This window comes from Senegalia massiliensis (assembly GCF_900626135.1).
Classification (GTDB): Bacteria; Bacillota; Clostridia; order Tissierellales; family SIT17; genus Anaeromonas; species Anaeromonas massiliensis.
Map to the genome: position 1 here is coordinate 1,012,310 of NZ_LR130785.1, position 14,026 is coordinate 1,026,335.

Here is a 14,026-nt window from a genome sequence, read left to right on the forward strand (position 1 = left end):
AAAATGAAAATTAGCAAAAAAATTACATTTATCTTATTTGGATTAGTATTAATATTTACTTTAGGAGCTTGTTCACAGGAGGGAGAAGTAGTAGAAAAGGATGAAGAAAATGTGGATTCTAAAGGTTATAAGGTAACTCTTGAAGATGAATATGGAAAAGTAGAACTTACAGAAATTCCAGAGAAAATTGTAGTATTTGATTATGGTATTTTAGATGCTATAAATGAAATGGGTTATGGAGATAATGTAATAGGATTACCTAAAAGTTCTGTTCCAGAATACTTAAGCAAATTTAAAGGAGATAATTATACAGATGTAGGAACGTTAAAAGAGCCAAATTTTGAAAAAATATTTGAACTTGATCCTGATTTAATAATAATTTCAGGTAGACAAGCATCAAAATATGATGAATTTAAAGAAATAAGTAATACTGCTTATATGGCAATAGATGGTGCTAATTATATGGAATCTTTCAAAGGAAATATGAATAAATTGGGAAAAATATTTGATGATGAAGAAAAAATTGATAATAGTATAAAAGAAATAGAAGAGAAAATAAAAGAGTTAAATACAATGGCTGAAGAATCAAATAAAACTGGATTATATATTCTAGCAAATGATGGAGAGCTAAGTGTATATGGGCCAGGTTCAAGATTTGGGATATTATATGATGAGTTTGGAATAAAGCCAATAGATACAGATATAGAATCTAGTAGTCATGGTCAAAAGGTTAGCTTTGAATATATATTAGAAAAAGATCCAGATATTTTATTTGTAATGGATAGATCAGCTATTGTAGGTGGAGATATTTCAGCTAAACAAACTTTAGATAATGATATAATAAAATCAACAAAGGCATATAAAAATGAGAATATAGTATACCTTGATTCTCCAATTTGGTATGTAGCTTCTGGTGGAATTGAAGCAACAAATAAAATGATAGAAGATGTTACTCAAGCACTTAAATAAAGAAAACGCACTATTAAAATTTTTTAATAGTGCGTTTTTAAATTAATAAAATATTCAAATTATTTTTAATTTTTTATAGATAATATAATACTTATAAGTTATAATATTATTAATAATATTATAACTTATAAGTATTAAGATCAATGTTAAAGTTTGTGAAATGAAAAAATATTGAATAAAATAGGTGTATTTTAATTCTTTAGAGTAAAAGGAGAAACAAATGAATAAAACATTAAAATTTTTATTAGATAATGCTTGTCCATCTATAAAGTATAGGATAAAAAAGGAAGTATTAAATAATATAGATTCATATGAAGAAGAAAAACTTCAAAGTCAAATTTTAGAGGATAAGCTGATTCATAAATTTATATCAAAACAAAATTCATATGGTTGGATAGATGAGGACTTTCACAGTGATAAGGGAATTGAAACAGCAATAAGAGTATTATCAGAAAAAGGCATGTTATCAGAACAACCCTCAATTCAAAAAATGCTTAATGAATTAGAAATAAGAAAGGATACATTTGACAAGGGATGTTTATTTAATGTTGGAAAAATATTAGATAAAAAAGGATTTGGAGGATCACAGTTAATCAGAGCAACTATATTTGCTTATGCAGGAATAGAAAATAAAGACTTTATCAAAAAGCATATGGAATATGCATTGGATAAATTTAAGTTCATACTTTCAGTAGATAAAATAGAAGATATTACAACAGAATATAAAAATAAATTAGTTTTTAAAGATAAAGTAAAATGGCCAAGTATATATGACATTAGTCTTCTTGCTTTTACAAAAACGTGGAGAAGCAAAGAAAACAAAAAAATAATTATTTCCTCAATAATTAAGTTAATAAGATTATCACCGATTCCAGATATACTTGTATTAAAAGGACATCAATTAATTTCACCTGCTTCATTTTGCATGCATGATTTTTATTCAGACATGAATAATTTTAAAGATAAAGATTGGATGATATGGTTTCATAGGATGGAACTACTATCTAGGCTAGGGGTAGTAAAGCATATAAAAGAATTAAAAGATCAAGTTGATTTTCTTGCTAGTAATTTAAAAGAAAATGATGGAGTATTCAAGAAAAGATTAAATCACTATTATTTTACAAAATGGGGTACATATACTGGTTTAGCATTGGAAAAAGATTGGAGAACAGAAAAAAGACGTATGTGTGATTTAACATTTAGAAGTTTATTAATATTGTATTATTCAGAAATACAATAAGAGACATTTCATATATTATACTAATTATGATTTAAAATATATTTATATAAGGAGGAGATACAAGTTGAATGATATAGATAAAAGAAATAAACTTAAGGAAGAGATATTTTCTTATAGAGTATCGAAAGATAATAAAGTATTTATTTTTTGGAATGGAAAGCAAGTTAGGATATTAAAAGGAAAAGAAAGTAACAAATTTTTATCGAAAGTATCGAAGAAAGATAAAATGGAAGCTCAACTGATAATGGCTAAGATTACTGGTAATTTTAAACGTGGAAATGAAAAAATAGGAAAAAAAAATAAGAGATATAAGATGTGATTATAGAAAAACATTTTGCAAATATTCTTGGAAGTAGTATTTTAGATGAAGAAAACACTGAAAAATATAAAGTTAATATTAGTTAGATATAAGGGGAAGTTTATATGATAAATATTCAAACCAAAAAATTTGAAAGAATTTTTAATAAATTTACACGTCTTAAAAAAGTCAATGAGGGAATTTTGTTGATAGAAAATACAAGTGGAGAATTTTCACTTTGCAAAAATTATGGCGGAAAGGAATTAAATTCTCTATTTCTTATGGCGAGTATTACGAAGTTATTTACTACTACTTGTATTTTAATATTATTAGAGCAAGAGAAATTATCCTTGGAGGATAAAATTATAAAATATTTTGATATAAATTTTTTAAATGGAATTCATACTTACAAGAATAAGGATTACTCTTTAAAACTAACAATCTCTGATTTACTGTTTCAAACAAGTGGGTTACCTGATGTATACTTAGAAGGAAAAAATAGTTTAAAGAATCAAATCATTCAAGATGATTATTATATAACTTTTTGTGATATGATATCTATGGTTAAAAATTTAAAGTCACATTTTGAACCTGGGAAGAAAGAAAAATCTTACTATGCAGATATAAATTTCGATATATTAGGTGAAATAATCAAAAAAGAAAGCGGTTTAACACTATCAAAAGCATATAAAAAATATATTTTTGAGCCTCTTGGATTAGTTAATACATATCTTCCAGAAAATAAAAACGAGGAGATACCTAAAATTTATTATATGAATCAAATTATTCATCGTCCTGATTTTGTGATTAGTAGTGGTGCAAGTGGTGGGTGCATAACTAATGCTTATGAATTAATGATATTTATAAAGGCATTTTTTGGAGGTAAGCTATTTAATAAAACTATTTTTAAAAGTTTATCAGTTTATAACAAACTACAACTTTCTATGAAACCGATTTATTATGGAGGAGGATATATGAAGATTCCCTTGAATGGATTTGTTAGTCTTTTTATGGTGAAAGGTGAACTGATAGGACATTCTGGCTCAACAGGTTCATTTGCCTTTTATTATCCTACAAAAGATTTATTTTTTGTAGGAGATATCAACCAGATGTCTAACCCAGCTCTTCCTATTAGATTAGCAATTCAACTTGCTATGGTATCAAAATAATTTTTTTATTGTAAATTAAGACATAATATCCTAGAACTTAATATTCATCACAGAGCATCATCAGTAAGTAATTTTGTCACTGTAAGTATAGGAGTAACATCCGTAGTTCCAAAGGATAACCTTTCATATAGAGATATATTTTTGACTATAGATAAAGCTTTATATCAAGCAAAAGCAGAGGGGAAAAATCAGGTTAAATTTAGAAAAAAATTATATATAGAAAACTTATTAATTAATTTCACATATATTAATAACAAGATAAATATAAAGGGGGTTAGTATATGTGGAGTAATAGATATATGGTAGATTTAGATGGAGATGGGTATTTAGAATTAGTTGATATTTATAATTTGCAAGGAGAAAGGTATTTTATTATACTAAAGTATTATTATAGTCACTGGTATATAGTTGATATCTTTAAAGAAGAGAATGATATATCATCATATTTTGATTGTGAGATAATAAGAGATGATAAATGTAGGTATAAACCTTTTGTAAATCAAGATGAAATAGATTTATCATCTATAGAATATATTTGTTCTGAAACACAGAGAGATATAAAACTTGAAAAAGCATTGATAAAAGAATTTAATTTAGATAGGTATAAGGATAATATAAGGTACTATTATAATAAAATAGATTTAGATGAAGATGGAATTCCTGAAATATTTGTATATTTAGTTGGTTCGTTAGTATGTGGTACTGGTGGATGTAGTGCTGCTATTTTTAAACAAGAAAATGGAAAATATAAGTTATTAACAAGATTTAGTCTTGTTAATAATCCTGTCATTATAAGTAATAGTAAAACAAATGGTTATAAAGATATTATTATGAATGTCTACGGTGGAGGTATAAAAGAATTTTTTGCATTGATTAAATATGATGGAATAACATATCCAAGTAATCCATCGATTCAAACTAAATTAGAATCAGATACAAAGGTAGATGGTATAGCTATAGTTGCTGATGACATTGCTAAAAACCTTGGTATTGAATTATAATTTTCTTCCTTACCAAATATCATTTCAAATGATATTAATTTATTTATTAAACATTTATTGTCTCTTGAAGCTTTCGTGTTTAATACTTCCTTATATATTACTTTATTATTATAATAAAGTAATATTCTTAATGTATTATTTATATTAGTTTGATATCTGATAATACAATATATTAGTTAATGGTATTATAAAATAAAATATATAACTATTTAAAGGAGGTTCAATATGTCGAAACTAACATTGGGGTTAATTGGAATTTTTATACTTTTAATTTTATTTATATCAGTATCATTTACTGCTAAATTTTTATTTAAACAACATACAAATAATGAGGTTAAAGGCTTTTTTAATAATATAGAAAACCACGGTGAAATTATAATAAAAGAAGATATAAAAAAATTACCAAAAAATGTTCAATTATGGCTTGAATATTCTGGAATTGTTGGGAAAGAAAAAATAACATCTGTACGTTTAAAACAAAAAGCATATATGAGATTAGAAAAAGATAAATCTTGGATGGAAGTTGAAGCGGAACAATATTTTAAAACTGAAGAGCCTGGATTTGTTTGGAATGCAAATATTAAAATGGTCCCTTTAATACATATTTCAGGAAGAGATAAATATAATAAGGGTAAAGGAAATATGCTAATTAAACCTCTTTCATTATTCACTATTGCTGATTCTAAAGGAAGAGAAATAGATCAAGGTTCTTTACTTAGATATTTGGCAGAAATGGTTTGGTTTCCCACAGCATCTTTAAATGATTATTTAACTTGGGAAGAAATAGATAAATATAATGCTAGAGTGACTATGAATTACAAAGGGATAAAAGCATCAGGCATATTTACATTTAATGATAAGAATCAAATTATTAATTTTGAGGCTCAAAGATATGGAGAGTTTAATGGTGAATATAGATTAGAAACATGGTCTATTCCTATAAGAAATTATAAAGAATTTGAAGGCATAAAAATACCTACTAAAGGAGACGTTACGTGGAAATTAAATTCAGGTGATTTTAATTGGTTTAATTTTGAAATTATAGAAGTTGAATATAATAAACTTATCCCATATTAATAGAATTAAAAATATGAAATTCAGAAGAAAAGAGTCCAAAATGAAGGGCTATTTATTATTATTAAATTTAATAATCGAGTAAATAAAAGAATAGAATAGATGAGTCATGGAAAAATTATAACTAATACAAATAATAAATAATAAAAAATATACAACTTAAAACATTTAGAAAGGTTGATAAAAATGGAAAATGCTATGTTTTGTTATCAATGTGAACAGACAATGGGAGGAAAGGGTTGTACCAAACACGGAGTATGTGGAAAAACGCCAGAAATAGCTAATCTACAAGATTTATTAATATATCAATTGAAAGGTATATCATGTTATGCAAAGCAATTAATAGAAAAAGGGGAAAGTATTAATAAAGAAATTGTAAAATTTGTAGAGAATAGTTTGTTTACTACATTAACTAATGTAAACTTTGATGTAGAAGCTCATGTAGAATTATTAAAAGAATCTCAAGAGATAAAAGAAGATCTAAGAGCAAAAGCACCTACAGGAACATACTCTAATGAAGCTACATATAATTTAAGTGATAATAAAGAGGAAATGTTAAAAGATTCAATTAAAGCTGGTATTATGTATGACCAAGACCTTGATCCAGATATTCGTTCGTTAAGATGGACAGTAATTTATGGATTAAAAGGTATAAGTGCATATGGACATCAAGCAAGATATATTAATTATCATAGTGAACAAGTAGATCGTTTTTACTTTATAGCATTAGAGGCAACAACGAATGATAGTTTAACAGTTGAAGATCTTATACGAATGGTTATGAGAACTGGAGAAATTAGTATAGAAGTAATGAGGATTTTAGATGAAGCCAATACTGAAACATATGAAAATCCAAGTGCACATAAAGTTAATGTGAAAATTAAGAAAGGACCATTTATAGTAGTATCTGGACATGATTTAAGAGATTTAGAACAAGTGCTTAAACAAACAGAAGGAAAAGGAATCAATGTATATACACATGGAGAAATGTTACCATGTCATGGTTATCCTAAATTAAAGAAATATAAACATTTAGTAGGTAACTATGGGTCTGCATGGCAAAATCAACAAAAGGAATTTAATGATATACCTGGTGCTATTTTAATGACTACTAATTGTTTGATGAGGCCTAGAGAATCATATAAAGATAGAATATTTACTACAAATGTTGTAGGATGGGAAGGCGTCAAAAATATTAAACTAAATAAAGACGGTACAAAGGATTTTAGTTTAATTATAGAGAAAGCATTACAATTAGGTGGATTTAAGGAAGATGAAGAAGAAAAGGAAATTATAGTAGGATTTGGACATAATGAAACTTTATCTAATGCTGAAACTATAGTGAGTGCAATAAAGAATGAAGATATAAAACATTTATTTGTAATTGGTGGATGTGATGGTGCAAAACCAGGAAGAAATTATTATACTGAATTTGCCGAAAAGGTTCCAAAAGATTGTATAATTTTAACATTAGCTTGTGGCAAGTATAGATTTAATAAATTAGAGTTTGGAACAGTAGCAGGCTTACCTAGACTATTAGATGTAGGGCAATGTAATGATGTATATTCAGCAGTTAAGATTGCTTCAACCCTTGCAGATGTATTTGATACAGATGTTAATTCTTTACCACTTACTATAGTACTTTCTTGGTATGAGCAAAAGGCAGTTGCTGATTTATTAGCATTATTATCCCTTGGAGTAAATGGAATGTACTTAGGTCCAAGTTTACCTGCTTTCATATCTCCTAATGTATTACAATACTTGGTAGATACTTTTAGTTTAAAGCCAATAAGTACTCCAGATGATGACTTGAAAAATTCTCTTCAACAACATTATAAATAAATGAAATTCCACTAATATCAGTGGAATTTCATTTATTATTAAACAAGTCCCATAAAATATTGTACAGTAATAGAAACAATTACAACTAAAGCTGAAATAGTAAATCCGTGTATCATTGGAGCAACACCAGATTTTTTCATTTCATTAAAATTTGTATTTAATCCTATAGCTGCTAGTGCTGAAATCATTAAAAATTTACTAATTTCTTTTGCCATAATTGAAATTGTATCAGGAATAATTCCAAAACTATTTATAATAGCTAATCCGATAAAAGCTAAGATAAACCATGGAAAAACAGATGTAATATTTGCTTTTGGGTTAATATTTATAACACTTTCCTTTGAATATAATTCTTTTTTCTTTATTTTAGAATTTATAAATGCAAACATAGCTACAACAGGAATAATTGATATTGTACGAGTTAATTTAACCATAGTTGCAAAATCTCCTGCAGATTCGCTAAAGGCATAACCAGCTGCTACAACACTGGATGTATCATTAACGGCTGTTCCTGTCCAAAGACCATAGGCCATATCAGAAAGTCCCATCCATTCACCCATAATAGGAAATAATAAGATCATCAAAATATCAAATAAAAATGTAGCTGACATAGCATATGCGATATCTTTATTCTCTGCTTCAATAACAGGTGCTATAGCTGCAATTGCAGAACCACCACAAATCCCTGTTCCTGCAGAAATTAGGTTTGATAGTTTCCAATTTAATTTTAATAAGCGACCTACTACATATCCTCCACCAAAGCATGTTAAAAGAGTAAAAAACATAACTACTAATGATAGTTTACCTACAGTTAAAACTGTATTAATACTTAATGACAAACCTAGTAAAATTATAGCAAATTTTAATATTTTTTTTGATGTAAATTTCAATCCTGGTTTAATTATTTCCTTTGGTTGTATTATACTATTAATAAACATACCTATAAAAAGTGCTATTACTGATGCACCAATAAGATGAATTGGTAATAAATTCTCTATAAACTTTGCAATTGTTGCTATTAATAATGCAATAAAAATTCCAGGAATTAGATCAACTATCTTATTTATTATACTTTTATTAAACATTATAAGCCCTCCTTTTCTTTTGACATATTGATTCTATCATCGCTAAGTGATAAAATCTAATTATCAAATATTATTTATTGATAATAAATATTTATTGGAGGAATTATGTTAGATTATCGAATTTATACATTTTTAAAACTATGTGATACTATGAATTATCATAAAACAGCAGAATTACTACATATGACTCAACCAGCAGTAACACAACATATTCATTTTTTGGAGAATGAATATGGATGTAAATTATTTATTTATGATGGTAAAATGCTAAAGAAAACAAAAGAAGCAGATAAGCTTGAATCTTATGCACGATCTGCTAAATATAATGAAGATGTTTTAAAAAATCAAATTAAGGAAAAACCTTTAATAGAATTGCGTATTGGTGCAACGAAAACAATTGGTGAATATGTAATTGCTAAAAATGTTAAGAGTTTTTTTGACACTGATAATTATGCGTTAAATTTAATTGTAGATAATACAGAGCATTTATTATTTCTACTTGAACATAATAAACTTGATTTTGCTATAATAGAAGGTTTTTTTGATAAAGAAAAGTATAATTATGCTTTATATAAAGAAGAATCTTTTGTTGGAGTTTGTAGTAAAACTCATTCTTTTGCACAAAAGAATGTATCTTTTAAAGATATATTTAAAGAGACTTTAATTGTCCGTGAGAAAGGGTCAGGAACAAGAGAAATTTTTGAACAAATTCTTTATGAAAATAATTTTACATTGGATTCTTTTAAGAAAAAAATATGCATTAGTAGTTTTGAAATCATAAAAAAACTTTTAATGGCTGAAAAAAGCATATCATTTGTATACGAGTCAGTAGCAAATAGTGACAGTAATTTATCATATTTTACAATTGACAATAATATTATTACTAGGGAATTTAATTATGTATATCTTAAAAATACAGATGCAAAAGAAATAATTTCTTTGTTTGAAAATAAAATGGGTATAAATCAAAAGTAAAGGAGAACTACATGAGAGATAATGCTTATATTGAAGAAAATGAAAGTTTGAAAATTGTTAAATTCTCTATATTTGATAAATATAGAGATGATATTATTGCAGGATTTAGTACAAGAGATGGTGGAGTAAGTAAAGGAATTTATGAAAGCATGAATTTAGGATTTGAAATTGGTGATAATCAACAAAATGTATTAGAAAATTATAAAATTTTTTCAAGATATTTAGATATTAATTATAAAAATATAGTTATTTCATCTCAATATCATCATAATAATATTAAAATAGTTAAAGAGAAAGATAAAGGAAAGGGGATATTTAGAAATAAAGATTATCAAGATATAGATGGTTTTATTACAAATACTCCTGAAATAGCACTTGTAACACTTCATGCAGATTGTTCTCCTATTTATTTTTATGACCCTAAAAATAAAGTTATAGGATTAGCACATGCAGGTTGGAAAGGTACAACAATGGAAATTTCAAGTGAAATGGTAGAAAAAATGTCCCTAGAATTTAATACAAACCCTGAAGATTTAGTTGCTGTAATAGGTCCATCAATATGTGATAGATGCTATGAGATTGATGAAAATGTTAAGAATGAATTTGATAATATGTCAATAGATACATCATCATATATTAGTTTTGATAATAAAAAAAATAAATATTATCCTGATATTCCAATGATTAATAAAGCCTTATTGATTAATAAAGGAGTAAAAGAAGAAAATATAAAATTATCTAATATATGTACCATGGAAAATAAAGACTTATTTTTCTCACATAGGGGACATAAAGGAAAAAGAGGTAGTCAAGCTGCAATCTTGCAATTAAAATAAGTGGGGTTTTTATATTAAAAAATAATAAAGGAGTAGTATATGGATATAAATACAAGTAATATATTATTTGCTTTTGGATTAACCCTTTTTGCTGGTTTATCTACAGGTATAGGAAGTATTTTAGCATTTTATACTAAACAAACAAATAAGAAATTTTTATCAGGGGCTTTAGGATTTTCTGCAGGTGTTATGATATATGTTTCTATGATTGAAATATTTGTAAAGGCAAGAGATTCGTTAGAGGCTGTTTATGGAGCGAGTAAAGGGTATTGGGTTACTACAATTGCTTTTTTTGGTGGAATTGCTGTTATTGCATTAATAGATAAATTTGTACCAAAAGCTGAAAATCCTCATGAAATGCGAGATGTAAAAGATATGAAAGAAAAAGATGTAAGCGATCCAGCTTTACTTAGAATGGGATTATTTTCTGCTCTTGCAATAGCTATACATAATTTTCCTGAAGGACTTGCAACTTTTATTGGAGCTATTCAAGATCCAGCCCTTGGAATTAGTATTGCTATAGCAATAGCTATACATAATATACCTGAGGGAATAGCTGTATCAGTACCAATTTATTTTTCTACAGGTGATAGAAAAAAAGCATTTAAATATTCTTTTCTGTCAGGATTATCAGAACCTGTAGGAGCTATTGTAGGATATTTTATACTTATGAATATATTTACTGATGCCATGTTTGGTATAGTATTTGCCAGTGTGGCGGGAATTATGGTTTATATATCATTAGATGAATTATTACCTACAGCTGAAAAATATGGTGAACATCATATTGCAATATATGGACTTATAGGTGGAATGGGTGTAATGGCACTAAGCTTACTTTTAACTGCATAATATAAAAATAAAAAAGTGATTTTCAATCACTTTTTTATTTTTATTATAATGGAAATATTATTCTTGATAGTGAAACTATAAATGACAATGTTATTACACTAAAAATAGTAGATGTCATAACAACTTGAGAAGCAAATTCTGGTTCATTATCATGCTCTACAGCTATTAAGGCAGTATTTACAGCAGTAGGTAAACTAGATGATACCATAAGAGTTTGAGCCATTATAGTATTTATATCTAAAGCTTTAATTAGTATAAAAGCTATAATAGGACCAAATAAAAGTCTAATAAAATTTGATAGATAAACCACATTATTTTTAAAGAATATTGGAGTTTTAGATAATTGAATTCCCAATACTAATAAAGCAAATGAAATCATTCCTTGTTTTGCATATGAAATACCAGTCCAAAGAGGATTTTGAGTTATATCATATGGAATAAATTTTAGTAAAATAGCTAATATAATCGTATAAATAACAGGAATTTTAAATATACTTTTTAAAGAATTTTTCCAATCAGCACTTCCTCTACTAGCATTATAAAATCCAAGTGTATTTGTAAAGATATTTTGAGTAATGTATATTATTATATGACTAGTAAGTGCTATATCAATATATGGATTAATACCATCTACAATGAAAATTTCATTACTAAAAATTAAAGTGATTAAAGGTATTCCTATATTACCAGAATTTATAAAAGTTATAGAGTTAATAAATGCATTTTTTAAAGAGTTACTATATCCTAATAATAATGAAATTAATATTCCTAGTATATAATTTAAAGTAACTAATAAAACACCAAATATAAAAACCTTTAAAAATCTAGAATCTAAATCTGTGGTGTAAATATTTACTAAAAGAAAAGCTGGAACAAAAACATAAAAATTTAGTTTGCTTAAAGTATACATATCTAAATTGAAAATTTTATTTAATATATATCCTATTGTAATTAGAAAAAATATTGGTATTATATTATTTATTAAAATGTGAAAAAAGATATCCATAAAAATCTCCTATACGTTTATTAATTTTTAAACCTATAGAATATTGTATCATAATATAGCAAAATATGAGATGATTAATAGAAGTTATTATTAAGAAATTAATTAAATAAATAAATTATAAATAGTAGGAAGTATCATGGCTTAGGCTTTGAATACTTTCTTTTTTTATTGAAATATTTAGTTAAGTTAATCATAATTAAAATTGTCATAGGTTAGATTTGGTTATAAAACAAATATTTAGGTTATCATATATCAATACAAATTTATTGTTTTGCAATAAATTTGTATTGACATATGATAATTATAGAATTATAATATAATTGGATGGTGATGATATGAAAACATGGATGGTTAATGCTTTTAAAGTATCTATTATTTTAATTGGAGTAGCTGTATTATTACTTTTTATATTTTGGCTACCTAATGTATCGAGGAGATTGGCAATATCAAATCCTGAATATGCATACTTAAGATATCCATTACTTTTTGGGCTTTATATTACAGGCATACCTTTTTATATGGGTATTTTCCACACCTTTAAGCTTCTTAAATTAATACAAGGAAATAGTGCATTTACTAAGAATGCTTGTAAGTCTTTAGGAGCAATAAAAATATATGCTATATTAGTTATAGCTATATATATTATTGGTATGATTCTTATAAGTATTAACAATGCAATTCAATTTGAAGTTTTGGTGTTTGGAATTTTAATTATGTTTGCTTCATTTATTATTGCAATATTTTCAGCAATACTTAAAGAATTACTCAGAAAAGCAGTTGAGATAAAAGATGAAAATGACTTTACAATATAAGGTGATTATATGGCTATTATAATTAATATTGATATAATGTTGGCGAAAAGAAAGATGAGTGTTACAGAACTATCTGAAAGAGTAGGTATAACCATATCTAATATTTCTATTCTTAAAAATGGAAAAGCTAAGGCTATAAGATTAACTACTTTAGATGCAATATGTAAAGCATTAGATTGTCAACCAGGAGATATATTAGAATATAAAGATTTAAATGAGGAGGAATAAAAATGAAAAAATATTTATTTAGTATTATTTTAGGGATTATGAGCTTTATATGCTTGATGGGATATAATATAATTGGATCTACTGTTTTGTCAGATGGTACATTATCTGAACCCTTTTTTCTTATTCCAATAGGATTATTACTTGCAGTTATTTCTATTATTTCGGCAATATTAATTTATATAGTTCCTAAGTTTATAAAAATTAATAATTAATATTCAAGTGTTATTTACAAAAATATATTTGAATATTTAGATTATAATATAAAGCATATAAATAAATCATATCTATTATGAAGGTCATGATTTATTTATATGCCTTTTTTTATAAGACTTCCAAGTTGTTTTAATTGAAGAATAAACACCTACAGCTGCATTTCCGTAAAATAAACCCATAAATATCCCAGCACTTAAATCTTGTTTATGCGCAAAGAAGATTGATATTATAAGTCCTATTAAATTTGCAATTGATGGGACATAAATACCTTTAATTGAAAAAAATATTTTAATAATTTGTGTAACTACTACAACTGTAGGAACTGCTATAATAGCATCCCAAAGATTTGTATGAATAATTGGAAACTCTTCCATAATAAATTCCCTCCTCAAATAACTTTCAAAGGATATTTTATGTAATAGAAAA

The 14,026-nt window shown here is 26.0% G+C and carries 16 protein-coding genes and 1 pseudogene; 14 read left to right on the top strand and 3 right to left on the bottom strand.

Annotated elements, in window-relative coordinates; all coding sequences use genetic code 11:
- Window positions 1-3: 3 nt before the first annotated feature.
- The 8 genes and pseudogenes from E0D94_RS04960 (at window position 4) to hcp (ending at window position 7,593) form a co-directional block, all read left to right on the top strand.
- The gene (locus tag E0D94_RS04960; protein ID WP_130806181.1) at window positions 4-969 is read left to right on the top strand and encodes a siderophore ABC transporter substrate-binding protein; all 966 of its coding nucleotides are present in this window, start codon (window positions 4-6) and stop codon (window positions 967-969) included.
- 220 nt (window positions 970-1,189) lie between these two features.
- Window positions 1,190-2,209 (top strand): hypothetical protein, encoded by a 1,020-nt coding sequence (locus E0D94_RS04965; protein WP_130806182.1) that lies wholly within the window; start codon window positions 1,190-1,192, stop codon window positions 2,207-2,209.
- 64 nt (window positions 2,210-2,273) lie between these two features.
- On the top strand, window positions 2,274-2,528 hold the full coding sequence (locus tag E0D94_RS04970; RefSeq protein WP_130806183.1) for a hypothetical protein: 255 nt from the start codon (window positions 2,274-2,276) through the stop codon (window positions 2,526-2,528).
- 104 nt (window positions 2,529-2,632) lie between these two features.
- Window positions 2,633-3,676 (top strand): serine hydrolase domain-containing protein, encoded by a 1,044-nt coding sequence (locus E0D94_RS04975; RefSeq protein ID WP_130806184.1) that lies wholly within the window; start codon window positions 2,633-2,635, stop codon window positions 3,674-3,676.
- A 24-nt stretch (window positions 3,677-3,700) separates the two neighbouring features.
- Window positions 3,701-3,982 (top strand): annotated as a pseudogene (locus tag E0D94_RS15080) (diguanylate cyclase domain-containing protein); the annotation flags it as partial.
- Window positions 3,958-4,677 (top strand): hypothetical protein, encoded by a 720-nt coding sequence (locus tag E0D94_RS04985; RefSeq protein WP_130806186.1) that lies wholly within the window; start codon window positions 3,958-3,960, stop codon window positions 4,675-4,677. The pseudogene E0D94_RS15080 and the gene E0D94_RS04985, both read left to right, overlap by 25 nt.
- A gap of 225 nt (window positions 4,678-4,902) precedes the next feature.
- The gene (locus E0D94_RS04990; protein ID WP_130806187.1) at window positions 4,903-5,754 is read left to right on the top strand and encodes a DUF6544 family protein; all 852 of its coding nucleotides are present in this window, start codon (window positions 4,903-4,905) and stop codon (window positions 5,752-5,754) included.
- Window positions 5,755-5,937: 183 nt separating this feature from the next.
- The gene (hcp, locus tag E0D94_RS04995; protein ID WP_130806188.1) at window positions 5,938-7,593 is read left to right on the top strand and encodes a hydroxylamine reductase; all 1,656 of its coding nucleotides are present in this window, start codon (window positions 5,938-5,940) and stop codon (window positions 7,591-7,593) included.
- A 38-nt stretch (window positions 7,594-7,631) separates the two neighbouring features.
- On the opposite strand, the gene E0D94_RS05000 is transcribed toward hcp, so the two are convergent.
- Window positions 7,632-8,678 (bottom strand): YeiH family protein, encoded by a 1,047-nt coding sequence (locus E0D94_RS05000; protein ID WP_130806189.1) that lies wholly within the window; start codon window positions 8,676-8,678, stop codon window positions 7,632-7,634.
- A 105-nt stretch (window positions 8,679-8,783) separates the two neighbouring features.
- Here E0D94_RS05000 and E0D94_RS05005 point away from each other — a divergent pair, with 105 nt between their 5' ends.
- The 3 genes from E0D94_RS05005 to zupT are packed head-to-tail and all read left to right on the top strand — an operon-like array spanning window position 8,784 to window position 11,341.
- Window positions 8,784-9,653, top strand: coding sequence for a LysR family transcriptional regulator (locus E0D94_RS05005; protein ID WP_130806190.1), 870 nt, complete (start codon window positions 8,784-8,786; stop codon window positions 9,651-9,653).
- A gap of 11 nt (window positions 9,654-9,664) precedes the next feature.
- On the top strand, window positions 9,665-10,489 hold the full coding sequence (gene pgeF, locus E0D94_RS05010; RefSeq protein ID WP_130806191.1) for a peptidoglycan editing factor PgeF: 825 nt from the start codon (window positions 9,665-9,667) through the stop codon (window positions 10,487-10,489).
- Between the two features lie 39 nt (window positions 10,490-10,528).
- On the top strand, window positions 10,529-11,341 hold the full coding sequence (gene zupT, locus E0D94_RS05015) for a zinc transporter ZupT (protein ID WP_130806192.1): 813 nt from the start codon (window positions 10,529-10,531) through the stop codon (window positions 11,339-11,341).
- Between the two features lie 43 nt (window positions 11,342-11,384).
- Here zupT and E0D94_RS05020 read toward each other — a convergent pair whose 3' ends face one another.
- The gene (locus E0D94_RS05020) at window positions 11,385-12,347 is read right to left on the bottom strand and encodes an AEC family transporter (protein WP_130806193.1); all 963 of its coding nucleotides are present in this window, start codon (window positions 12,345-12,347) and stop codon (window positions 11,385-11,387) included.
- Between the two features lie 335 nt (window positions 12,348-12,682).
- Here E0D94_RS05020 and E0D94_RS05025 point away from each other — a divergent pair, with 335 nt between their 5' ends.
- The 3 genes from E0D94_RS05025 to E0D94_RS05035 are packed head-to-tail and all read left to right on the top strand — an operon-like array spanning window position 12,683 to window position 13,599.
- Window positions 12,683-13,159 carry a DUF2975 domain-containing protein gene (locus E0D94_RS05025; RefSeq protein ID WP_130806194.1) on the top strand — a complete coding sequence of 159 codons (477 nt, stop codon included), beginning with the start codon at window positions 12,683-12,685 and terminating at the stop codon, window positions 13,157-13,159.
- Between the two features lie 9 nt (window positions 13,160-13,168).
- Window positions 13,169-13,387 (top strand): helix-turn-helix domain-containing protein, encoded by a 219-nt coding sequence (locus E0D94_RS05030; RefSeq protein WP_130806195.1) that lies wholly within the window; start codon window positions 13,169-13,171, stop codon window positions 13,385-13,387.
- Window positions 13,388-13,389: 2 nt separating this feature from the next.
- Window positions 13,390-13,599 (top strand): DUF3955 domain-containing protein, encoded by a 210-nt coding sequence (locus E0D94_RS05035; protein ID WP_130806196.1) that lies wholly within the window; start codon window positions 13,390-13,392, stop codon window positions 13,597-13,599.
- An 84-nt stretch (window positions 13,600-13,683) separates the two neighbouring features.
- On the opposite strand, the gene E0D94_RS05040 is transcribed toward E0D94_RS05035, so the two are convergent.
- Window positions 13,684-13,974, bottom strand: a complete 291-nt coding sequence (locus E0D94_RS05040; RefSeq protein WP_130806197.1) for a hypothetical protein — start codon at window positions 13,972-13,974, stop codon at window positions 13,684-13,686.
- Between the last annotated feature and the right edge of the window lie 52 nt (window positions 13,975-14,026).